The organism is Croceitalea dokdonensis DOKDO 023 (genome assembly GCF_001306415.1).
Lineage (GTDB): Bacteria > Bacteroidota > Bacteroidia > Flavobacteriales > Flavobacteriaceae > Croceitalea > Croceitalea dokdonensis.
Window position 1 is genome coordinate 347717 of the sequence record NZ_LDJX01000001.1, and the last position, 24968, is coordinate 372684.

General features: G+C 41.3%; 19 protein-coding genes. 2 read left to right on the forward strand and 17 right to left on the reverse strand.

Going from position 1 to position 24968, the window contains the following annotated elements; translation table 11 throughout:
* Positions 1-22 precede the first annotated feature (22 nt).
* From I595_RS01500 to I595_RS01515, 4 genes are all read right to left on the reverse strand, one after another.
* Positions 23-2293, reverse strand: a complete 2271-nt coding sequence (locus I595_RS01500) for a hypothetical protein (protein ID WP_054557619.1) — start codon at positions 2291-2293, stop codon at positions 23-25.
* Entirely contained in the window at positions 2293-3465 is a 1173-nt protein-coding gene (locus I595_RS01505; RefSeq protein ID WP_054557620.1) for a hypothetical protein, read from the reverse strand. The genes I595_RS01500 and I595_RS01505 overlap by 1 nt, the downstream gene beginning before the upstream one ends.
* Before the next feature lie 449 nt (positions 3466-3914).
* Positions 3915-4511, reverse strand: coding sequence for a hypothetical protein (locus tag I595_RS01510; RefSeq protein ID WP_157449619.1), 597 nt, complete (start codon positions 4509-4511; stop codon positions 3915-3917).
* Between the two features lie 1005 nt (positions 4512-5516).
* Positions 5517-6422, reverse strand: coding sequence for an AraC family transcriptional regulator (locus I595_RS01515; protein ID WP_054557622.1), 906 nt, complete (start codon positions 6420-6422; stop codon positions 5517-5519).
* A gap of 198 nt (positions 6423-6620) precedes the next feature.
* Here I595_RS01515 and I595_RS01520 point away from each other — a divergent pair, with 198 nt between their 5' ends.
* On the forward strand, positions 6621-8144 hold the full coding sequence (locus tag I595_RS01520) for an aldehyde dehydrogenase family protein (RefSeq protein ID WP_054557623.1): 1524 nt from the start codon (positions 6621-6623) through the stop codon (positions 8142-8144).
* 1 nt (position 8145) lies between these two features.
* Positions 8146-8505: a DUF779 domain-containing protein gene (locus I595_RS01525; protein WP_054557624.1), complete on the forward strand. Its 360-nt coding sequence runs from the start codon at positions 8146-8148 to the stop codon at positions 8503-8505.
* Positions 8506-8677: 172 nt separating this feature from the next.
* On the opposite strand, the gene I595_RS01530 is transcribed toward I595_RS01525, so the two are convergent.
* From I595_RS01530 to I595_RS01590, 13 genes are all read right to left on the reverse strand, one after another.
* Entirely contained in the window at positions 8678-9277 is a 600-nt protein-coding gene (locus I595_RS01530; RefSeq protein ID WP_054557625.1) for a DUF6642 family protein, read from the reverse strand.
* Positions 9278-9520: 243 nt separating this feature from the next.
* Positions 9521-10108 (reverse strand): fasciclin domain-containing protein, encoded by a 588-nt coding sequence (locus I595_RS01535; RefSeq protein WP_054557626.1) that lies wholly within the window; start codon positions 10106-10108, stop codon positions 9521-9523.
* Between the two features lie 108 nt (positions 10109-10216).
* Entirely contained in the window at positions 10217-10957 is a 741-nt protein-coding gene (locus tag I595_RS01540) for a class I SAM-dependent methyltransferase (protein ID WP_054557627.1), read from the reverse strand.
* An 18-nt stretch (positions 10958-10975) separates the two neighbouring features.
* Entirely contained in the window at positions 10976-12856 is a 1881-nt protein-coding gene (locus tag I595_RS01545) for a CocE/NonD family hydrolase (protein WP_054557628.1), read from the reverse strand.
* Between the two features lie 10 nt (positions 12857-12866).
* Positions 12867-15890, reverse strand: coding sequence for a WD40/YVTN/BNR-like repeat-containing protein (locus tag I595_RS01550; protein ID WP_245628202.1), 3024 nt, complete (start codon positions 15888-15890; stop codon positions 12867-12869).
* A 73-nt stretch (positions 15891-15963) separates the two neighbouring features.
* The gene (locus I595_RS01555) at positions 15964-16473 is read right to left on the reverse strand and encodes a hypothetical protein (protein WP_054557629.1); all 510 of its coding nucleotides are present in this window, start codon (positions 16471-16473) and stop codon (positions 15964-15966) included.
* A 744-nt stretch (positions 16474-17217) separates the two neighbouring features.
* Complete coding sequence (locus tag I595_RS01560) at positions 17218-17505, reverse strand: type II toxin-antitoxin system RelE/ParE family toxin (protein WP_054557630.1); 288 nt, start codon at positions 17503-17505, stop codon at positions 17218-17220.
* The gene (locus tag I595_RS01565; RefSeq protein ID WP_054557631.1) at positions 17498-17737 is read right to left on the reverse strand and encodes a ribbon-helix-helix domain-containing protein; all 240 of its coding nucleotides are present in this window, start codon (positions 17735-17737) and stop codon (positions 17498-17500) included. The genes I595_RS01560 and I595_RS01565 overlap by 8 nt, the downstream gene beginning before the upstream one ends.
* A gap of 372 nt (positions 17738-18109) precedes the next feature.
* Complete coding sequence (locus I595_RS01570) at positions 18110-18976, reverse strand: MORN repeat-containing protein (RefSeq protein ID WP_054557632.1); 867 nt, start codon at positions 18974-18976, stop codon at positions 18110-18112.
* A 33-nt stretch (positions 18977-19009) separates the two neighbouring features.
* Positions 19010-19852, reverse strand: coding sequence for a DUF2490 domain-containing protein (locus tag I595_RS01575; RefSeq protein ID WP_083467456.1), 843 nt, complete (start codon positions 19850-19852; stop codon positions 19010-19012).
* Positions 19842-21716 (reverse strand): hypothetical protein, encoded by a 1875-nt coding sequence (locus I595_RS01580; RefSeq protein WP_054557633.1) that lies wholly within the window; start codon positions 21714-21716, stop codon positions 19842-19844. Before I595_RS01580 ends, I595_RS01575 begins: the two co-directional genes overlap by 11 nt.
* A 122-nt stretch (positions 21717-21838) precedes the next feature.
* A complete protein-coding gene (locus I595_RS01585) occupies positions 21839-24196 on the reverse strand; it encodes a TonB-dependent receptor (RefSeq protein WP_054558007.1) in 2358 nt (785 codons plus the stop codon).
* Positions 24197-24397: 201 nt separating this feature from the next.
* Positions 24398-24856, reverse strand: a complete 459-nt coding sequence (locus I595_RS01590) for a cold-shock protein (protein WP_054557634.1) — start codon at positions 24854-24856, stop codon at positions 24398-24400.
* Between the last annotated feature and the right edge of the window lie 112 nt (positions 24857-24968).

A 24968-nucleotide genomic window follows, 5' to 3' on the forward strand; every position in this document is an offset into this window, starting at 1 on the left:
AATAAATATAATATTTAGTGCGTTAGAGCAGTTTCCCCTTTAAATAATTAACAAAGTCATGACCTATACTTTTTTCAGGTAAATTTTTTGAAGAATAATCTAAAAAGTCATTTAAGTCTATTCTTTTCAATCGTAATTTTTTCAATCCTAAAGCCATCATAAATTCAGGTAAAGCCTCCCCATGATCTTGTTCAAATTTATCTACCAAGCTTTTCATAAAGACAGACATAGCGAGGCTCTGGTTTTCGTCCAAATCATAAGATAGCATTCTATAGTCAGCCGCTCTCAGAATACTTGCTTGAATAACACCATCATTAAATCTATTAAAAGTTTCTGAACTTATTAGGTTTCTTACGTAGGTACTTTGTTTCAAACTCCTCTCAGAATTCAAGGGCTCATTTCTTAATCGATTTATTACCGAAGTAATAGTAAAATAAACTTGAGATTGATATGCGATATCAGTTTTAACCTCAAAATTCCAATAAACAAAACCTTTTCTCAAACTTAATTTTTCTCCCGATAGAGTTGGTAAAAACACATTGTCACAAAGCCCCTTCTCTTCTCTAGCATTAAATAGAACATTCCTTCTATTTTCAAAAAACTTATAAAGAGCGGACTTTGAGTTCACTTTTCCAAGTAACTCCCGTATAAAACCCCACTCTTTTGACCAACTATTATCAACCTTAGCTTGCGGAATGAAAATTTCATCTACATTAATGACGGGATAAGTTCTCCCACCGTATTCACCTATACCTAAATTACTTTTAATGTTTTCAGAGAATTGTTTAGATATTGACCTTGCCAATCCAATGAAGTAAACAACCGTTAGTTTAGGGAAATCTCTAAGCAATCTATTTATAAAAAAATAATGCCTACCAGTAACATATGTTGCTCCAACCACCACAATGGTACCTGTAACTGTTGTCGAGATTTTTGGATTATTTATATCAATTATCGTTGGTTCAATGACCCATGAATTTTCATTTAGTATCTTTTCAGTTAATGCTTTTGAACCAGGATCCCTCAATGGCAATAAATACCTTGTGTTTATTGGGATGTGGGCATTAATAGTTTTCTCAAGTTTTTCATGATAATATTGGGGGTAGTTTTTGTTTTCAAAGTTGTCGAGTAATTGAGTAAAATCTATGTAAATCTCATAACTACTATCTTCTTCTTCTATGTCTCGAAAATGAACTTTAAAAATGTTAGACTTTTGGTCTAGAGCTCTATGATTCTCAATAAATTTACTCAAAAAACTTGGAGCATCACTCTTCTTGAAGGTAACAACATTATACTTAGGTTCAATATTTAAGAATACATCAGACTGAATTACAACCGGTTGAGAATGATTAATGCATAATTTGCACTTTAAACTATTTTTGAAGGTTTTAAACGGATTGTAGCCTTGTTCAAATTCTGAGGATTTAGTCAAATTACAAAAAATGTTTGTCTTATGCTTTTTATAACTCTCATCGTTCCCAAGAAAAAAAAGAACTAAAATATTGCTACTATCTGCTATTTGTTTGTCATTGAGTCTATCTATAATATTACCTGATGTTGAAGAGGAAATAAGTACCAGCGAATTTGGATTAAAACTTTGATTATAGTCTTCAAAAACTTTATAGCTTTCAAAACTTTTTACTCTGGTTTCGAATTTTCTTTCAAACCTATTTTGAATTTCAAATACTGCGAATGGTAAAACATTTATTGAAGCTGTATCACAATATACAATTTCAACTGCGCTAAACTTTTCCAACAATTGAATTGCAATGAAAAAAATCTCATTACTGTCCCTTAAAACATTGGCTGTTCGAATAAATTTTTCGCTATGTTTTCCCGATGGGAAAACGAAGTGATGATCTGGGTTAGACTCAATAAGTCCACTTTTGCTGTCAAAAATGTGAAAATTTCCATTCTTAAAGAGTTTTGCTAAAAATAGAGTTCTATTTTTTAAATCTTTAAGCACCCCAAATTTTTTGTTGAGTTTACCATTTAGATCAAACTTATAAACGCTGTAGTTAGTTTCTGAATAGTTTTTGTCAAAACCCACAACCCGTCCAAAGCTAATTAAAACATCTTTTTCAAAAAGGTTGACGAGTGCTTCACTGGCATATTCTGGTAGGACAACAACAAACTTATCAGACAATACATTCTCTTGATTGTATGTTTCAAGGCCTTGTATAAGAGCACTTTTTTTTATAGATGATTCAGGTATGAATAAAACCGTTATTGTTTTAATTCCTCCTTTAAAACTACCCTTATCGCGATATGTAAAAATGAAATAATCCTTCATTATGGACTTCCTATTGGGTAATAAAAAGTATGTAGTGTTCCAGAAACTTGAGGATGTTCAATAAAATTATTGTCATTATTGAAATAGTCTTTCAATACTATCCTAGAAAAATCTTTTGTAGCTAAATAAGGGTCAGAAATAAAGTTTCTAAACAAATCCAACCGTCCAGTTCGGATTCTCAGAAAACCCTTTTTATCCAATAATTGCATCACCTTATCTAAACCTTCTCCCTTTATTTTAGCTAAATAAGCATTTGAAGATGTTTTATGTTTCAATAAGCACTCTTTTGTTAATGACAGTTCTTCATCCAAAGAGTAATTTGATAAATTTTCAGTATTCGAAACTCTACAAACAAGTCCGGGACCACTATCAAGAACGGAAATTTCCAACATTATGAAATCACTTTTCTCAGTTAAGGGCAGGTTATTTTTAAAATATTCCTTAACTGATTCTGGTAGTTCAGTATCCTCCAAATAAGCAGATCGTTTTCTTCTAATAGTTCTTAGAGTAACATTTCTAACGTTCGGAAAATAGAAACCACCTTTTACTTTAGATCTTCCATGCTCATGAGTATTCTTAAAGAGTTCATAAATTATTTCAGTAAGGCTTTCTAAAATAGGAGCTAATGTATTCCTACTATCTTGAACATTATGTGCTAACGAAAGCTTCTTAAATATTGGGTATAAATTAAATTCTAGTTGATCTAAGTAGATTAATTTATAATTATTATCGTAAAAATATCTAGATAGTCCTCTTTTGGAAATGTCGTGATCAAAACTATACAGAGGGAGAGATCTTAAAGTTTTTACCTTTAAAAACTCAAGTCTTGAGAAGTAATTTTGACTAATACTGGTTAGTCTGTCCTTTAAGTTATATTCTGAATCATCTATGATTTTTAGGTTCCATGCTAAAACAGTAAATGGATAGACATATTCAACTTCTATATATTTGGCAAGTTCTTCCTTGGTGGAAAAAGGAAGAATTAAGTGAGAGCATTTTTCTTTTCTTATAGCAGTCGCAAAAAATTGAATAAAGGAGGGAATGACTCCAAAAGAAGCATTTTTTATATTTTTAGGTAGTCGAATCTTAATCTTAGTGTCACTTTCATCTACACGAGTGTTTAGTTCATTGATATAAGCTAATGAAATATTTCTTTTTATATTTAGTTCCAAACCTTTTAATAAAATTCTTACGTAAATATATGATGTTAAAAATTTAATTTGGCATAAATCAGAGTTAGATTTTATTGTAATAATTCCATTCCACACACATTACACTCCCCTCCTATCGTCGGCTTGCATAATAAGTGTTCCATTACCTTTTAGAAGAAAGTTTTTAGAAAGAAAAAAAATCCAAGAAAATTAGTAGAAACTTTCGCTTTTAACCAAAGCTCAAGTTACATAACGCGGAACATTATAGATCAAAAAGAACCATAATACGTCATTATTAAGTAGTGATAAGTTATTGAGAATTTTTTAAAGTTCATATTCTTGGGTCATCTAACTAACAGTAAAAATTTCTAGAAAAAACTGATAGTAAATGCTATTTTCTAGTAATTTTAAAGAGTAGTTTAATTCAACCAAATCACTAATAATGGAATTAGAGCTAGCACCGCCTTATACTAGTTGTCTAAATCAATTAACTCACTTGTAAACTCGGCATTGATAAATACGCCGTCGCGTATCCTGAAAATTTCATCAGATTCAGTAGCCAACAAGTCCATACTAAATGTCCCAGATACTGTTTGATTATTTTCATCAATTTCAGTTATGCTAAAAGAATACAATTGATTTTTATTGTACTTGGCTGTCAAAATGATTTCGTTCTCTGGTATCCTAACTAGGCTATCCTCATATTCTCCAGAAATATTTAAATCTTGGATGTCTGATTCTTCGGAGTCTATATTTAATCCGTCAACAACAAAATCTGAATCTGATGAAGAAAAACTAGTGCTGAACCCCCATCTTTCTAAATCATCATTTGAAAAAGCTCCTGAAACACCAAAGCCATAGACAATTTCATCTCCCGACCTAATTTCAAAAAAAGAAGCGAATGGTTTTCCGATCGTTGTTGTCCGCATTTCCCCATTTAAAGTGAAAGATAATACGCTCTCATTTTGTTCTTCATTTTGCATTTGTTCTTCGTTATTTTCAGAAGAGCAAGAAGCAAAGAAGAATAGTGCCGTGGTAAAAAGAGAAAGAAATTTGTTTTTTTTCATAAACATTAGTCCATTAGGTTTGATTTAAAACTAAAATATTTACTAACATAAAGAAATATGCAAGAATGTTAAAATGAAATTGTGTTTTTATTAAATAAATCTACTATCACCCATTCCACACACCTGCCTTCCGGCAGGCAGGCATTAAACTCCCCTCCTATCGTCGGTTCGCATAATAAGTGTTTATTCATTCCTTGTCGATTGTTGTTTAAAAGTATTCATGAACCTCGTGCCTCGGTTTCATTACCTTTTCAGAAGAAGCTTTTTAGAAGAAAAATTTAAAGAAAGTGTAGTGGCGTATACGCCAGCGCGCCCACCCGCTCAAAAAAGAAAAGGTCTCCCAGACCTTTTCTTTTTATGCCGTAACCAAAGCTCAAGTTACATAACGCAGAACATTATAGTACACGTGACGAACTGGAAAGTCTAGTAGACTTTTCGGTTTGGCGGCGAGACTTGTGCGGCTGCCTTATCTTGCAGTTATCCAAATTAAATACGTGTAAGCTATAATTATTCACGATGCTTGCTTATTTTTTCAAAGGAGTTCATCGGCGCTTCGCGGGTCTATGATGTACGGAATATTTTAAAAGATTGAGAATCTTTTAAAATTTAGCGAGCTGATGCGGCTGGTAAATCGCTTTGTTCTTTAAAAAGCCGGCGCTTCATCTCGCCGTTAAAATAAATCAGCCACGGGCTAATCTATTTTACCACGTGTCTGTATCTATAATTAGTCGTTATGCCTGTGCTGAGCGCAGTCGAAGTATAAAATAGGCGCACAACCAATCGCTCGATTGTTTTTTAAAAATAAACGCTTTACGGCGTTCATTACTAAACACCTGCGACGCTTCGGAGGCCATCGCTTGGCCAGCCCCAAAATCTGCCCGCCAGCAGTCAGAAAAGTTCAGATTTTAGTTTTTGGTTGACACCTGGAAACAACGGGCGAAGTATTCCACGTTCGCCGGGTTAAAGTGACCATAGCTTGCCGTTAATACCATTGTAATGTATACATTAACTAACAAAGCGTTTTCTGTAGCTGCTTGGGCTTATTCCCTTAAAACGCTTAAACAGGCGATTGAAATAAGAACGATTGGAAAATCCACAGGCCATAAAAACCTCGGTAAGGTTACAAGAATCGTTCGATAAAAGTTTGGTCGCAAAATTGATGCGCTCCTCGTTGATAAAGTCAATGGGTGAAACACCCATTTCCTGTTTAAAAACTTTATGAAAATGACTTTCACTCATACACGCTTTTTCGCTCAATGCTTTAATGGTCAATACATCCCGTAGGTTATCACGAATATACTGTATGATATAGGCCAAGCGCTTTCCTCCAGAGAGGTCCACGGTTTGGGTTTGGTAGGTTTTCCTAACGTTGGCCTGAAGAATTCTAATAATTAGCTCTTGAACCATGTTCGAGACAAAAAAATCCTTGGAAGGGTGGTTTTCGGTGTACAGATAGACCAAGCGTTGTAAAATTTGATAGATGCTGTAATCATTGGTAAAGTGAAAGTTGTAATCCAGAAGGTTCCACTCTTGCCCATCGGTCCGGGTCATGGTCTCGTTCATAAGTTGGATGACATGTTTTAGGCGGTCTTCACCTATTTCCAGTGCCAAGCAGCGCGTAGGGTTGTCTTCCCGTGCCTCGGGAAAATCAATACCCATAAGTTCATTGGCGGGCAGTATCAAGGATTCTCCCGGCAAAAACTCAAAGGCAGCTTTGTCTCGCAAATGCATCACTTTTTTCCCTTGGAACATGCTGGCCAGTACTGGTGCTCCAAACTGTAACTGCACCCGATCTGCACGTAAATGGGTCTCAAAAATATGCATGGCCGAGTCTTCTAGCTCATAGGAGGTTTGGTTCTCCACCATGTCCACCAACTTCCTGGATTGATGAAATGATTTAGGCAACTTCATAAATAATGTTTAATGAATTTTTAAAAAATTAAAACGAATTATATCATTAATTGATAAAAGATACAATTATTTTATAAAAATCATATTTTTTGATAGAATTGTTCATAGGATTGATAGCATTGTTCATGATAGATAGGCTCTTGTCTTAGTAATTTGGCAATCAGTAAATTATAAAAATAACCGATAAATAAGTACAGTATGAGCAATGCAACTACCACCAAAAAAAAGGCCTTGGTAAAGCCACAATTCAAAAACCAATATGACAACTACATTGGGGGTAAATGGACGGCGCCGATACAAGGGCAATATTTTGACAATATTTCTCCAGTGGATGGTAACGCTTTTACCAAAGTGGCACGTTCTACCGCCCAAGATATAGAATTGGCCATTGACGCTGCTTGGGCGGCCGCACCAACCTGGAACAATAGTTCTGCTGCAGAACGGAGTAACCTCTTATTAAAGATTGCAGATGTAATGGAGCAAAACCTGGAGGTTTTGGCTCGGGCAGAAACCTGGGACAATGGAAAAGCCCTGCGCGAGACCATGGCTGCCGACCTACCCTTGGCGGTAGATCATTTTCGCTATTTCGCAGGGGTCATAAGAGCCGAGGAGGGTACTGTGAGTGAATTGGATTCCACTACGATTTCAATGAATGTTAAGGAACCCTTAGGCGTGGTTGGGCAAATCATTCCTTGGAACTTTCCTTTGCTGATGGCCACTTGGAAGGTAGCCCCTGCCCTAGCGGCCGGCAACTGTGTGGTGTTAAAGCCTGCAGAGCAAACCCCGGTTGGCATTATGATTTTGATGGAATTGATTGATGGGATTTTGCCGGAAGGTGTTTTGAACGTAGTGAACGGTTTTGGCGTTGAAGCTGGTAAACCTTTGGCGTCCAGTCCAAAGATAAATAAGATTGCCTTTACAGGGGAAACAACAACGGGGCAATTGATCATGCAATATGCTTCAAAAAATATTATACCCGTTACCTTGGAGCTAGGTGGAAAAAGTCCCAATATTTTCTTTGAAAGTATTATGGATGCTGATGATGCCTTCTTTGACAAATGCCTGGAAGGCGCCGCCATGTTTGCCTTAAACCAGGGAGAAGTCTGTACTTGTCCTTCACGGATTTTGGTTCAAGAAAGTATATACGATAAATTCATTGCACGGGTGATTGAACGCGTAGAGGCCATAAAATTAGGGCATCCTTTAGATCCCGCTACCATGATGGGGGCACAGGCCTCCAATGATCAATATGAAAAAATCCTGAATTATATAGACATTGGTAAGGATGAAGGTTGTAAGGTGCTAACTGGCGGCACAGCTGCGTACAATGAAGGCCTGGAGGGTGGTTATTACATCCAGCCCACCTTATTGGAAGGCAACAATAAGATGCGTGTTTTTCAGGAAGAAATTTTTGGTCCAGTGGCCTGTGTGACCACTTTTAAAGATGAGGCCGAAGCCTTGGAAATCGCCAACGATACCTTGTACGGTCTTGGAGCTGGGGTCTGGACCCGAGACACCCACCAAGCCTATCAAATATCGAGACAGGTACAAGCGGGTAGGGTTTGGGTAAATTGTTATCACCTCTACCCTGCACACGCTCCATTTGGTGGCTATAAAAAATCTGGTATAGGTCGTGAGACCCATAAGATGATGTTGGACCATTATCGCCAGACCAAGAACATGCTAATATCCCACGATAAAAATGCTTTAGGTTTTTTCTAAGGTGGTAGAGCGTATACGTATTACCAATGGTGCAAAGCGGGTCATCGATTCCCTTAGGGAACAGCATGGCCCGCTCATGTTCCATCAAAGCGGGGGATGCTGTGATGGGTCGTCACCCATGTGTCTGCCAAAAGGGGAGCTGATGCTGAATTACACGGATGTGTACCTGGGTACAGTTCATGACTGTGGGTTTTATATGTCAGCCGATCAGTTTCAATATTGGAAACATACCCAGTTGACCGTTGATATAGTAAAAGGCAGAGGATCAAATTTTTCCCTTGAAATTCCCCTTGGCCTTAGATTTATTATTAAATCAAGGATATTTACCAAAGAAGAATTAAAACAATTACACAGGGACTAAAGACTTCTAGGAAATCAACCAAAAAATTAATCCAGTTCATCCAGGGCTACGTGGTTACCTCCGTTTTGGTGAGGTTATTTATTCCATGCGCCTTTTTACCGTGAATAACAGGTTCAACATTGTGGTTGGGATAGGCATTGCGCCTTAAGATCGAGGATAAAAATGCTCCCAACTAGTAATACAATCTAAAATCGAGCAATTTGCATAGGGCATAGTGTCGTTGGTGCAATTCCTCCACCACCTCAAACATATTATCGTCTTCTTTGTACAGGTTAAAAAAAGCGCTATCCAAGTTAGCGCTGTTTAGTCCGTTTTTTTTGTTCCCGTAGCCCGAAATAGCTTTGGCATTGGTGATATCTAAAAAAAACTGGGCTTCATCTTCCGCCAAATCCAACACTTTGGCATTTGAAAAGTGAATTATCTTTCCTTTTAACCTACCTTCAAAAATTTCCGCAATTTCCTGTAAGCTGTAGTAATAATCGTTAAGGCAAATGCTGTTGGGTTCCCCTGTCATGACCATGTAGATGATTTCATAATCCTTAAAATTATGGTCATCCAATACCAAGGCGTTTAAGCTATCTTCCAAACCTTCTATAGTATCGCAAGTCTTGTAAATGCTGGTCACCCCATAAGTAAGTGCCAAATGCTCCAAGTTTTTTTGGGCCTGGGTTACATGATCGGTCTGTATATCGGTAACCCCTTCCAGACAGTAGATGAAATACTCCTCATCTTCGCCTTGTGCGGGAACCAATGATGGTTTTTTCTCTAACAAGCTTTATATTTTTTTCTATGCTCTTGCAAAATTAAGATAAGCAATGGTGCTTTTTATAAAATGTTGTCCATTATAATGACATTAATGTAGGTGCTATGTGTTGTAGCTGACTGACGGGAAAACTTCCGAAGGTACCGTCACTATACAATAGCCTTTACCCAGCATAACCATAGGCCATAAAAAAACCGCTGCGGGGGCAGCGGTTCTCACATTAGTTTGAGTTAGTATAAGTAATGTGATGTGCTATTCTGGCATTACAACGGTATCAATAGCATGGATAACACCATTGGAAGCGGCAACATCGGCCATGATTACGGTAGACGTACCACCTTTGGCATCGGTCAACATCACCTTACCATCGTTAAGGCTTAAATCTATGGTGCCCCCTTGTACCGTGGATACTGTAAATGTGCCATTGTTGGCATTAATGGCCTCTATCACGGCAGCGGCTTCGTACTTTCCTGCCACTACATGATAGGTTAGGATACCGGTTAGGGCATCCTTACTGGCGGGTTCCAAAAGTGAGGCTACGGTGCCCTCTGGTAATTTGGCAAAGGCATCGTTAGTAGGTGCAAATACGGTAAACGGTCCGTCCCCACTAAGAGTTTCGGCCAAGCCTGCTGTGGTCACAGCGGTAACCAAGGTGCTAAAGTTTTCGTTGCCTACAGCTACGCCCACAATGTTTGGGGTGGTCTGCTCTTCCACAACTTCGGTTACTGCCTCCGCAGTTTCCTCCATGACCTCTTCCGCTTTTTCTTTCTTCTTCTCGCCACAGGCAGTAAACAATACCGCCGTTAACGCTAATACACTTAATGTTTTGATCGTTTTCATAGTTATCTTACTTGTTTTGTTTGGATGAAGATACGACAAAACATTTTTTGTTTAATTAAATTAACAAAAGCTTAAACAATATAAAACGTAAAGTGTAGCATCAACGGCTTATTCTTTTACAAATACCATACAATGCTGCCAGGGAAGGTTGCTCATATTTTCTTGGAGCTTAAAGCCTACGGCCTGCATTTCCTTTACCGCTTGGGCCTCCGTCATTTTATGCACTGCTTTAATGGGTACGGATGCGTCCTCGCCCCGATATTCAATGAGGTAGACCTTACCGTTTTTCCGCAATGCGCTTTTAATGGAGTTCATCATTTCATACGGGTGGTCAAATTCGTGGTACACATCTACCAAAAGAACCTTATCTACCGAATTTTCTTTTAGATGGATGCTTTTGGCACTTCCTTTTACGGTGCTGATATTGAAAGTTGCGTTGCTTTTCTTTTTGCGTTCTATTTCGGCCAACATTTGAGGCTGGATGTCCACGGCATAGATATGCCCCTCTCCTACCATTTTGGCCATGGGGAATACATGATAACCAGAACCCGCCCCAATATCGGCAATGGTGTCGCCGGGTTGAATGTCCATATTCTTAAAAAGGGTGCTGGTTTCCTCCTCTTTTTCCCGTTCTGGTCGTTCTAACCAAGACATTCCTTGATAACCCATGACGTGGGCAATCTGTCTGCCCATATACCATTTGCCAATTCCATTGGGGTCGCCTGTTTTATAGGCATACCTTTCGTTTTTATCTTGGGAGGCTGCCTGCCCTTGGCACTGATGCAGCGTCATGCCCAAAACCACAAACAGTATAGTGGACAATGGGGCTAGTTTTAGATGTGCTGTCATGCGGTAGTATTTGAAGTACTATTTCTGGATGGGAATTTGAATCTGTGATGGATATTGTTTAGTGTGATAAATGGTATTGTTGGCAATGACCCCTTTGGACTCGTCATAATTTTTTCCGCCGGTATTGAGGTTGCGTGCAAAGCGTGGAAAATTACTGCTCGATATTTCTATCCGTATCCTATGGCCCTTCTTAAAATAGTTGCTGGTGGCCATAGGGGTTAGGTCTATTTTGTAAACCTTTCCTGGTTCCATAAAGACCTCCTTGTCATACCCCTCCCGGAAACGGGCCCGTTGGATGGTTTCATCCAAGTTGTAAGCCCTTCCATCAGGATATACATCAATCAATTTAATGGTGAAATCCGTATCCTTGGCGTCTGAGGAAACATAGAGGGTAGCCGCGATAAATCCAGTAACCTCCGTCCCTTCCTCTAAGGGTTCCGTGGTGTACACCAAAATATCCTCCCGTTCTTCCATAAGCTGTTGGTCAAAAGCACCACCTTCTACGGCATTTCCGGTACAACACACATTTCCACCGTAGGAGGTTACTGGGTTCATGGGGTCATACACAAAATGATCCGGGGTATCCCCTTTAGGTTTTTTGGTGCTCAACACTCCATCCCCATATAAGGTATTGGCCTTTCCGCCACTGTTTAGGTAGTAGGTGGTCATCTTCACCCCTTTTGGCGGCCATTGTTCCGCAGCCTGCCAAACATTCTTGCCCATGGTGAAATATTGCACCCTTGGGGTATTTTTTTTAAAGTTGTTTTCCTTTCCCTTTAACCATAAGTCCCACCAAGCATAAATCTGTTCGTCGTAGTTTAAACGGGCATCCCCCACGCTCCGTTCTCCCACAATGGTATTCTCCGTTGCACGGGTATAGCGGCAATGTAAGGTTGGTGCAATGACCAAATATTGATTGTCCCGAATCATGGCATCTTTGGAATGTTGCCGCACATGATTAAAAAGGGCCAAATTTGGGGTGATGCTTACATCATACCAAGAGGCAAACCAGAAACTTGGGGTGCCAATTTCCATATCATCATGATAGAGTCCGCCTTTGAACCAATCTGGGTGATTTGGCGTACGCCGTACCATTTTGTCAAAAATCTCTTTCTTACCCTGAATGTTCTTAAGAATATCTTGAATGGGAAGGTGCTGCAATGCCTTGGCCATGTCCACGGGAGGGTTCTCCGGTGCCAAATCGTAATAACGGGAGATACGTATCAAATCCTCTTGTGTGGCCCCTGCTGGAATTCGAGGTTTAAACTTATCGTGCTCCACACCGTACAACCAGGAAAAAAAGAGCAACTGTTCCACCCCTCCACGGTACCAATTTCCTTGTTCCATAATTTGGCCAACCCGGCCAACACCTGCTCCAAAAGCTTGGGGAACCATGGCGGCATGGGCAGGATGGTCCAATGCAGAAACGGCCATTTGCCATTCCGCCGTACTGGAACATCCAAAGGTTCCTATTTTACCATTGGACCAAGTTTGGTCCTTCATCCAACTAAAGGCATCATAACCATCCGTTAGGGGAACGCCCAGAATATCCCACTCCCCCTCTGAAAAATAACGCCCCCGTTCATTTTGTACCACATAGGCATAACCCCGCTTTACCGCTTCATAAGCACGTTCTTTGGTACGGGTGCGTTCCTTACCGTCTCCCCATGAATTAAAATTGTAAGGTGTACGGGAAAAAATGATGGGTACTTTTTCCGTGGTCTTTGGCCGGTAAATATCCGTAGCTAGACGGATACCGTCCCGCATGGGCATCATCACCTTCTCCTCTATAAAGGCAATTTGTTCTAATTTTTTGGTAATGGACTCTTGTTCTTGGGCCACACCAAGCGACGTTATCCAAATCAACACCAAGAAAACATGGAATTTAAGGGTTTTCATCATCATTAATTTAAGGTTGTACAGTATTTTCCTTTAGGACTTTAAGTTGTTCTTGCAGTTCCCGCAAACGCAGCTGGGCGTCCTTGCCTGGCAATTGGTCCTTACTGCCAACGGCATATTGCAAATAGGCAATTTGGGACAAGAGCATTTGTTGTGGATAGGCTCCATCGGCATTTTGTAACCGCTCCAAAATCACTTCTTTTTTGGCCAAGCTTATCGTATCCCCGCTACGCTTAAGGGTTTTTATCTCCCCTTCCAAGGCAGCCTCCAATTTTCTGGCCTCCGAAAGGAGCTCATGAACCTGACGTTGCATTTGCTGTTGTACCTTTAAATCTTCTAAGCTAAGCCCTTGTGCCTTTACCTTGGGATCCATAAGGATGTCAAATTCCTGTTGTAAAATCGTATCCCCAACGGTTAACCTAGCGGTATAGGTTCCTGGTAAGGCCATGGGGCCACCTTGGTAGCGTCTTTTGGGCTCTTTGTGCCAAGCTCCCCGTGTGCGCAGGTCCCAGGCAAAACGGTGAAATCCTTGGGTTGCGTCCAAGGTTTTGTTTACTAAGCGAAAAGTGGTACTCAAATCCATATTTTCTACTTCCTCTATTGGAGTTTTTGCGATGTCACGTTCAGATACAATACGACTGATAATGGTACCCTTGGCATCCAGAATATCTAATTGAACTGCGGATTCCATGGTTTCTGGCAAGTAATAATCAATATATACAGCCGTTCTGGGAAAATCAGGAAAGCTTGGGGTGCTTATTTTGGGATACTGATAGCGATAGGTATCGTCCGGTTTAAATAACACGGGCGCTTTATCCAATGTGGTGATTTCTTTTTGCCGCAGGCTGGTGATGTTGTCCAGAATCCAAAAACCGCGCCCCATGGTACTCAAAACCAAATCTCCCCTGACCAGTTTGATGTCGGTAATTGGGGTAACGGGCAGGTTCTGCTGAAAGGGCTGCCAAGTGGCCCCATCATCAAAAGAGACATACATCCCAAATTCCGTCCCCGCATATAACAGTCCTTTTTTTACTGGATCCTCCCGCAATACCCGTGCGGTGTGGTCCTTGGCAATACCGTTATCGTTCTTGCTCAACAAGGTCCAGCTTTTTCCAAAATCGTTGGTTTTGTACAAATAAGGAGAATCATCACCCAATAGATGCCTATCCACGGCGATATAAGCCGTAGCAGCATTAAAATGGGAGGGGGCAATACTTTCTACCCTGCCACCCTTGGGTAATTTTTTTGGGGTCACCTTGTTCCAAGTCTTGCCGCCATCCCGAGTTAGAGAGACCACCCCGTCATTAGATCCGGTCCAAATCACACCTTCCTGTATGGGCGATTCACGTATGGAATAGAGCGTGCTGTAGTACTCCTCCCCGGTGATGTCCCGTGTGATCGGGCTACCGGAAATGACTTGTTTATCAGCTTCAAAAGCGGTCAAATCTGGAGAAATGGTCTCCCACTCATAGCCATCAGAATCGGTTTTGTGCAAGTATTGTGAGCCATGATAGACCACATCCGGATTATGAGGTGAAACATGTATGGGTGCAACACGCTGAAACCGATACCTTAAATCCTTGGGATTGTGCCCATATATATTGGATGCGCCAACGTAATAGGCCTTTTCTGTGCCCGTTAGCTTATTGAAGACGCTAAAACGACCTTTACAGTTCGCATAGACGATATTAGGATTGCCCGGTTTTGGCACGGCGGGTCCAGTTTCGCAACCGCCAGTATTTAATATCCAGGCCTTACTTGGGTTTTGAACCGCGCTAGGCGGAAAACTTGGAACCGCAATGGTGCTGCTATTGTCCTGTTGGCCAGCATAGAGCCAATACGGATACTGGTCATCCACCTCTACTTGGTACAGCTCTGCCGTTGGCTGGTTAAACTGGGTAGACCAGGTTTTTCCGCTGTTGTGGGAAACATTGGCACCGCCGTCATTGGCCTGAATGAGCAGATTTGGATTATTTGGGTTTATCCAAATATCATGGTTGTCCCCGTGTGGTACGGCCAGGGGTTTCCAGGTATGGCCACCATCCATGGATTTTAACAAGGGGTTGGCATTGGAATACACAATATCTGGATTGGTGGGGTCTACTTCTACGTTGGTATAGTAAAATGGGCGGTTTACCAAACGGACATCATCAGAAATATGTTGGAAGGATTTCCCTTGGTCCGTGGATTTATATAATCCTTGTTCCCCCTTGGGCGCTTCAATGATGGCATAAAGGATACTGGAATCTGCTGGGGAGACCGCCAAATCTATTTTCCCAATGGTTCCCTTGGGAAGCCCCATCGTTAATTTTACCCAGTCCTTGCCCCCGTTTACGGTCTTATAAATTCCACCTTCATCCGCATCTCCCCCAGAAATGATGGTCCATGGCTTTCGCTGTGCTTTCCAAGCTGCCGCGTAAGCCACATTGGGATTTCCGGGCAGCAGTTCAATATCCGCAAACCCAACGCTATCTGAGATGTGCAACACTTTTTGCCAGCTTTGCCCACCATTGGTAGTTTTGTACACGCCACGCTCCTCATTGGCCCTAAACGCATTGCCGATGGCCGCCACCCAAACGATATTGGAATTGGTTGGGTCTATTTCCACCGCACCAATCTGTCCCGCTTCCCGTAGACCGATAGCTTCCCAAGTTTTGGCACCATCAATAGACCTGTACATGCCTTTTCCACTGATGACATTGCTTCTTAGTCCATCCGAGCCTGTGCCCACATAAACAATGTTGGGGTCGTTTTGAGCCACCTCAATGGCTCCGATGGATGGAGTTTCAAAATACCCATCAGAAACATTGTTCCATGTAGTGCCGTAGTCTTCCGATTTCCAGACACCACCCCCGGAAGCACCTAAATAAAATGTTCCCGGTTGAGATGCGATTCCCGTTACCGTAGTCACACGCCCGCCACGTACCGGACCTACGGTACGGTATTGCAGGGCAGAGAAATCCTGCGCACCCAACCCCATTAGGGAGCCCAAAAAAAGAAATGCGGAAATCCATTTTAAATTCATGTTCTTCATTGTTATTTGATACATTGTATGATTCACCGGGCCACCTAATAACCCAAAGTTTCTGTTTCCTTTGACCATTGCCTTATAGTTTTAATTTACCGTCGTACACTACGCTACGGCCTTTAGCGTTTGTAATCACCAACTGCCCACCCTGTTCTAAGCTATTTTGGACTTTAAATTGAAAGGTTTCCCCCTTCACCTTGGTCTCAAAAAGTACCTGATGTGAATGGTCGCCATCTTTTAAAAAGCGGTAATTGGTAGGCTTACCTATATCATGGATGGTGACCCTTTTGCTATTTTCCGCGACCCAATCTATTTGGTCCATAAAAACTTGGTCACTACCCACCTTTAAAATGCCATAGCTGTTGTTCGAAGAAGTCACGTAGGGTGCTTTAATGCGACGGATATAAAAAGCAAAACTGGTATCCGCCATGGCCTTTTCCTGCAGCTTGAACCTTTGGAGCTTACGCTCTAGTTTCTGCTGTTCCCTGTTTTTTTTGTGCTGTGCCGTTGCATTACCACTGGCAAACACCAAGAAGGAAAGGGTTAATAGGAGAAAACCGTTGGCGGTGTTAAAAAAACCATGTACCATGGAAAGGGATATTATCAGTTGCTTTAAAGGTAGCAAAATTGAACCTTATGGTAGCGGTTGAAAAAGCATTCCGTTTTAGTTAGGTTTTGCCAGTACAACAAGGGTCTCGTAGGGAGTTTGGTACACGGCTATGGCAAGTAGGGAAGGCAAGAAAACTTTTCGTTTTCTACGGAACACCAAGCTAAAACTTGTTGTTTAGTTTTATTTTTCTGGTCCAAAACTAAATTTATAAGATTTAGGGATTTTATAAATAGATACAGTGCTTTACGTTTGGCCCTAAAGTCCGCATTGCGTTTAGGTTGTGTAAGCAAATGGTGTGACACACTCGAATAAACACGTGGGGATGCTTAATCTATTTTCCGAATTAGTAATTTCCTTGTGCAAACTTGCCAAAAAACCGAACGAATAATTCTTTCCCTTGAATCATAATCCATATTACCAAAATATGATTGAAATTATTAGTCTTTTCTTACTATCGAAAGATGGTAAGTAATTACTCAAACAGAAGAGAATATATTAATATTACTGCAGCCATTATTATACCTATTATTAGTCTATGCTCGATATAAATAGCATCAGGGGCTATAATTTTTTTCTTTCTTATCCAGTAATATATGAAACCTGTCATTAAAAAATTGACCATAACCAGATATCAAAACTATCCATCTTTTATTTGAACTTTATGGTCGGTCAGGGGCTTGTGCAACGGTTACTTTTGTTGACAAAAGTATTTTTGCGTACAGTTTAGCGTATATTTTTCAAATCCTGTTTTCCGATAATCGCCATTATGTCTACCGTATCATAATTGATTTTGTAGTAAGTACTGTCCGAACCGCAAACACATCTGCGATACCCTTTCTTAATATATTCAACAGATTCAAATGAATAAGGTCTTTTGGCTATAATGTCAAAATATTCAAAAAACGTTTCGAAATATATGTCCGCTTGTTGCGCTCCAAATTTTTTGATTCCGTAACGATGAATTCGTATCAGGTCATCTTTTGCGTCATTACTTAATCTATACTTAGCCATTAAGTATAGACTTGGATTGTGCTAAGATTTGTTCCTTGCTATCATTGGTAAATCCGCTATTTTGTGATTTTTCCAATTTAGCTCTAATCCAGTCAATTTCGATTTGTTGATTTCTAGCTTGACGAATTAAGTCATTAACAAGTTCGCTTTTACTTGAGTACTCTTGATTATCAACTTGCGTTTTTAACCATTCATCATTTGGTTGCGTGAAAGATATACTCTGTCTAGCCATGAAAAATATAATTTGATGCGAATTTACACCAAAAACGAACCAAATTCAAATTTTCGTTATATTGTTGCCAACCTAAAAATAAACAAACCTTGGGATTAACCCTGAACCTGTATGCATGATAGGCGTTGGGGGAACACTTTATTTTTCAATAAAGTCAAGGAGAAACTAGGTCTGTCCTTAACATGGTCATTTATGAACCTGTTGGGTATGTAAATCAATTTTGTGAATTAGGGTCTGTTTTACTTCTGTAAGCAGCAAAATTTATTCCAGCAGCAGTTAATAGTGCCTCTGAACTAGCTTACTTTTCCACTTTAAACAAAAAGTCAGCACATGGGGAGGTGCCAAAAGTATTTGTACCCCTGTTTTCTTAGCCTATTTTCTAGACTTTCGTTCTGTTTTCTTTTCGGCGCTTTGGAGTTTGTCATTTTTCCAGACACCACTGGCGAGCAGGGTTCCATCTTTGCCAAAAAATTCGCCTTCCCCATTGCGCTTGTCATCCTTCCAATAGCCTACATATTTTTCGCCATTGGGCCAATAATAGGTCCCCAGCCCATTTCTGCGGTCCTTACTATAGGCACCCACATAATATTCCCCATCTACCCAATAAAACGTGCCCTGGCCGTGTCGTTGGTTGTCTTGCCATTGGCCTTCATACCGGCTGCCCGTATCTAATAGTGCAATGCCGCTGCCATTGGCCTTTCCATCCGTTACTTGGCCCACATAGTGCATAGTATTCCCTTTCTTGCTTTTAAAGGTTAAGTACTCCCCGTACGCTTTTTGTCCCAACTGTTTGCGCAAACGCGATAATTGCACCTTTACCTTTTCATGGGCAAAGCTTAAACTGTCATAAGCACGTATTTCCTTGGCTATATTTGGAGGGTTCTCAGGGATACTATCCCTTAGGCCAGTGGTGTTAGAGATGCCTTGCATGGCCTTGGAACTGCGCTTTAATTTTTGGACCAAGGCCATTTTTAGCTGGATATTCCTAAACAACGTGCCATCGCCCAAGCTTTCCTGATTTTCATAGGCCGTTAAGGCATGATCGTACTCCCCGGCCAATAGTAGGGAGTCGGTTTCAGAAATGGTTTGGTATCCTTTTAACCGTGCCTCCAAGGCTTGTTGCTCCTGCTCTAGGGATGCGAGGGATTTAGAGCTGCTCCAAGCGGCATAAAAACCAATCGCGGCCACTACCAAGGCAATCGTAAACAAGGTATAGGGAATTAAAATGCTCTTTTTCATACTAGTGTTCCGCTTTTTAACTTACGTATAGGCTTAGTCCGTTAGATGTATCTCTGGCAATTTATTTCGAACTTTTCGGAAATCGGGGGAAAAATACAAATGAAACCTCATGGTCCATCCTTGTTTAAAAAGCGCTCCGTCTGCCAAATCTTGCCCCTGGGAATACATGACCCCAGCAGCTACCGTTAATCTTGGGGTTAGAATGTACCCCAAGGTGGTGGTTAACCGCAAATCTTCCATAGGGCTATCCACCACGGCCTTACCGCTTTGCATGATCAATTCGGCTTCGGGCGACACGTACAGCGTGTTGGGCGCAAATTGGGTATTGTTCAAGGGTATCTTCATGCGGAACATATACCGCCAACGATTTCTATAGATGTATTCGCTTTCCTCTGCAAAACCCTGGGTCCACCTATGTTCAATCCGTATCCGATGATAGATCATAAGCGTGGACAAAGGCTGGGCAAATTGGTATTGATGCCAAATTCGCCATTCCGGTACCACTTTTCTATCATTTTCCTGCTCACTGGTATCAAAATTTACCCGTAATACCCCTCCTAAGCTCACATTGAATTTTTTGGAATAAATATATCCAATAGCATGGCGGTTATACACTTGTGCAATCTGTCCCATGAAAGGGGTGTTTTCTGTTTCTTGGAAACGAAAATGGGTCTGAGCATCCCAAAATAGACGTTTGGAAATTCTAATGTTCCCATAGGTATTGTACCAAACCCTTGTGGTTGGGTCCTTATAAATGGATTCTGTGGGTCTAGGGTTTAGGTCGCCAATGTCTTGTGCCGATGCAAAATAGGTAGCGGTAAGGCCTAAAAACAGCGATATTAAAAGCGGTGTGTTCCAATACGGTCTAGTTCCCATTACCTGCCGTATTTTGGGTTTGTAAAACCGCCATTACCTCTTGGGCCAATGTGGCCTTTTTAAGCTTGCGTTCCAATTTCTTGGTATTTTGATCACTGAGCGCCAAAATGGTGTTCTGGATTTCCCCAAGGTCACTTAACCATGATTGCGCTTTCTCACAGCCAAACTGCTCCCCGAGTTGATTTAAAAAATAAGGTTCCAGGATTTTTTTGTAGGATGTGGTTATTCGTTTTTTGATTTCCTCATCCATTAAAGTGGCCGTAAACGGATTCCAAACACGATCGGTATATTTTTGTTGGATGGTTGCCCAAATTTCTGGGAGGTTCCCAATTTCCATTGTAATGTTCTGTAACTGTCCAAAACACACCTTCAATTCCTTTGCACGGGTCAACCGTTCTGGTAATGCAGTAATATCAGCATAGTTTTTTAATTGACCGTCCGTAAAATGGCCCACCTGCTCCAAGGCTTGTACGTATTCTGGCGCCAGCTCAGTGGACATGCTATCTATGGCTTGCTTTATAGTATTTTGTTTTTCCAATAACGCTTGCTCCAATACCCCGAGCTCCTGCTGTTGCTGTTCCCTTAAAAGTTGTTTGGATAATCTTTCATTGGTGTCCTCCAAGGCCAAACGAACCAATTTGGACAATTGGGCAAGTGCAGCAAATTCGTTACTGGGTGTGGTATCTGGCATGGTGTCCGGCGGCAAACCAGCAATTTCTGGAATGCCCTCTGGCCAACTGTTCGTTATGGCTTTTTCCCGAGCTAAAAATGCAATAATCCCTTGTTTTTCATAGCCTAACAGGCGTTCTACCGGACGAACATATTTTTCATGCAACCGCTCTACAAGTCTAAAGGCACTTCCTGCCTCTTGGTCAGACAATTTTAAAATGTTCAGTTGGGTGCTATTTAAAAGCTCGGTGCAAATGGCTTGCGAAACCGTAAAGTCCTCCTTGATGCGCTCAAGATGTGCGATCTCAAGGCTGTCCAAGGGAAAATGGGGTACCCTTACCTTGAATTCAGGTTGAAACCTTGCCTTTCCCAAAGAACTAAGGATGCCATCAATTTTTTTGTAATAGGCGATATTTTCTCCCAATAAACTGCTAATGTTGCCAGTCTGTAAAGCTTCTGTGCTTCTTTGGTCCACCGATGCCCATACCAACTGTAGAAACTGCTTATTTAAATTGATTACGGTGGTCTTGTCCAAGGCCTGTTGATCAAAGACGGCCACCCGCTTATTTTCAGTAGCCGAAGCGAAATTGATATAGCTTAGGACGCCTTCGTTGAAAACCCAGTTTTCAGTTGCCCCTAGACTGGTGTTGCTGTACAACGACCATTCATCATGGGCCAGACCGTCCCTTAAAAATCGCCCTACCAAGGATATACTGTCGTTTTCTATTTTAAAGCTCTTTTGTGGTACCCCGCGTTCAAAGGAAATGGTGCTCTTAAAGGCTGTATTCGCCACCAGAGAACCATCAATTTGGTTTACCTCATAACTCCAATTCCCATCTGGCCTTCCCCTAAACAAGCTGCCATTGGCCTCTTCTTGTTTGCCATTTACGCTTACCCGATACTGATAATCCACCACTCTTGAGGTGTTTGCAGATTGGTATTCCCCAAATTGAAATTGCCACTTTCCCGTGGGATAGCCATCTTGAAAGCTGCCGGTGATAGTAAAGGTGTTGTCCTTTTTTTGAAGAAGGGAGTCTATATTGGATTTTTGAAAACGGAACGCACCTTGTAAAACGGTATCTGACTGGATTACCTGATACCCAAATTCCGCTTCCCCAGAGTAGTCATTAATGGACAACGGCCCGTTATAGTATTCCAATTCCTGTGCTAGGCCAGAAATTGCCGTGGATACCATTAAAAATAGACTAAGAAAAAGCCGTTTAAGGCGCAACAAAATATAAGACACGCGTCAATAGTGAGTTAGTTCACTACTAATACGTAGGAATCCGTTCTTTAGACGTTACGGACGTGAAAAAACTAAAAGTCCACCACAATCCCAATACTTGGTATAAGCTGTCCCCCACCGTTTTCTAGGGCCACCAAGCTTTGGGGTTGTACGATCATCCCCATGGCGTCTCGGTTTAGGCCAAATTCAGGCGGGCTTGGAATATCTTGCGACAACACGTTTTGTACCTCAAAAAAGAGGTCGAAGGCAAACTTGTTGAAATTCCACTTTTTATCCAACCGTACGTCCAACTGGCTAAATATGGCCAGTTTTTCCTCCCCAAGCCGCGAATAATCCAAGATTACTTCTGGATAGTTGGCCAGGGTGGCCGTTTGATCCGTTGGCACAAAAGGGGTGCTTCCCGCAAAGCGGTACCTGGCACTAAATTCCCAGTTGCGCTTAAACTTATAGCCCCCAACGAATGAAATGAGATGACGGCTATCCCAAACGCTGGGCAGAAAGGTTTCCCGATCAAAGCCGGTAAACTCACTATAAAACCAGGTGTAGGAAAAAATGCCATAGAAATTATTGTAAAACTTTTGCTGAAATTGTAATTCCGCACCATAGGCCCTTCCCCTACCCACGGTTTCAATAGGTTCGCTTCCCAATACTTCAAACCCACCGCCTTTATTGGCCAAGGACACCCCATCACGGACGGAAACCGGATAATCCTCATATCGTTTGTAAAAGCCTTCAAAAGAAAGGTTACTTGAAGGGGAAAGGTAGTGTTGTAATCCTAGCACCAAATGGTCACTTTGGGTATAATCCACATTCTGGTTCACCAATTCATTGTTGGCATCCCGGAAGCCCAAAATGGTGTAAGGGGGCAGTTTAAAATACCTGCCTACGGAACCATTTAGGCGCCAATCCTTTGCAAATTCGTAGGATGCGGAAAGTCTTGGGGAAAAGGTGCTTAGCAAAGTCTCATTCTGGGTAAAGCTATCGTCATCCATTCTAAAACCAAGGGATATATCTAATTTTTCATTTAGGAACGACCGGGTGGCATTGGCAAAGATGCCGTATTTGATAAAATCGATGGCGGTATCGAAACTAAGGTTGTTCCGCACATCGGTGGTGGCGTTGGTATATGCTGAATGTTGCAGGTTAAAACCTGAGGTGAGCTTCCAATCTCCAGAAAATTGGGTCAGTTCGTACCGTAATTTTGTTTCTGATTCCCTGGCGTCATTACTAAAAATTACGCCAGTTTCATTAACGGGGTCCGAGAAGCGCGTAAACTCATTGTTCAAGGTGTTGTTGCTCAACGTAGTGAGCATAAATCCTTTCCCATTCTTAAAGCGGTTACGCCAGCTTACCCCCATGGTATTGGTTCGTTGCTCAATAAACGGGGCCTGGTCCAAAGTTGCCTGTTGTTCCTCATCAAACTCCTCTGGTGGGGCCACGGAAAAATCGTCTATAGATCCTACCCCCAAAAAAGTAATGGTATTGAACGCATCGATTTCATGGTTGATTTTATACTGATAATCCCAATAGTCAGGCCTTATGGGCAAGCCAATAGCTTCAAAAAGAAATTGTAAGTAACTACGGCGAACGGATGCCAAAAAGGTGGTTTTGGAGACTTCCCCTTCTTTTTTAAAGAGCGGTCCTTCCAATGTTAATGCGGCCTCGCTGGCACTTACCCTAAAATTACCGGCAAAATTACGGTCATTGCCATTGCGTTGCTTAAATTGCAGCACTCCGGAGAGGGGATTGTCATACCTTGCATTAAATGCTGATGTAGATAGGGTAACATTTTCAATAAACGAAACATTGATGAGTCCAACGGGTCCGCCTGCGCTACCTTGGGTAGCAAAATGGTTGATGTTTGGAATTTCCATGCCATCCAGATAGTAAACGGTTTCATTGGGGGCACCGCCCCGTATGATAAGATCGTTTCTAAAGCCCCCAATGGAGGGAGAAACACCAGGCAGGGTCTGTGCTACTTGTACCACATCATTATTACTACCGGGATAGGTGGCAATCTCCACTGCGGAAAGGGTTTGTGTCGAAAGTGGCGTTTCCCTTGGCCTTGTGATGCGGTTGGCGTTGGAAACCGTGACCTCATTTAATTGTTGGGCCGTTTCTTTTAAAACAAAATTATACGAAGGGGTGCCCTTGGAACGTACGATTACGTTGTACCTTGTCTGTGATTCATAGCCCAAATAACTAACCACGATGTTGTAAGACCCGGGCGAAACGTTGGTGATTTCATAGGCGCCATCAAAATCGGTTTGGGCACCCAATTCCGTACCTTCCAGAAAAACGGATGCCCCAATGATGGGTTCCCCTAGTTCATCCGTAACGGTTCCCAGAAGCGAGGTGCTCACTTGGCCATGGGCGCCGAAAAGTAATGTGAAACAAATAGCAAGGCAGATGAACCGGGAAAATCTCATATTGTTTAAATATTTTTTAAAATAATTAAACAAAGTAAAACTATTAGCCCTTTGTGCGCTATAAAAAAGATGTTAAAAGACGCATGCTGTTTCTAAAGATAATAGGCGGCTATATTATCTAAGTTTATTACCGCAGAAAAAGCATCGATGCAACCAGGATGAACCTTTGTAGGAATATGGTGTTTATCCGAAGTTTACAAATTATTGGACCAGGGTAACCTTTACGGCATTCATTCCCTTCATCCCTCTTTCCAACTCAAACGTTACCTTATCGTTTTCGGCTATCTCATCAATTAGACCGCTAACATGGCAGAAATACTTTTCATTGTTTTCCGCATCGATAATAAATCCAAAACCTTTGGAACTATCATAAAAAGAAACCTTTCCGGTACGCACGGGATCAAACTCCTCTTCGTCTCCTTCCTCTTTTTTAGGAATGCCCAAGACGATGTCCTCGGCCTCAATCTCTACTTTCATCGACGGATCTGGCGGGGTATCCACTAAATTTCCGTTAAAATCAACATACGCCATTGGAATTCCACCAGAACCTTCGCGAGCCTCCGCCTTTCTTGCATCTTTCTTTTTTTGTTTTTCCTCACGCTTTTTAATGCGTTTTTTCTCTCTCTCGCTTTTACTGTAGGTCTGTTGTGATCTTCCCATATACTAATTTAGTGTTCGCTTTATGTTAATCCGATAACGTACTGTAACCAATTGAACTTGGCAGCACCTCATTGTCGAAGAGTTACAAAGGTACAATCTTAATGCAGATAAG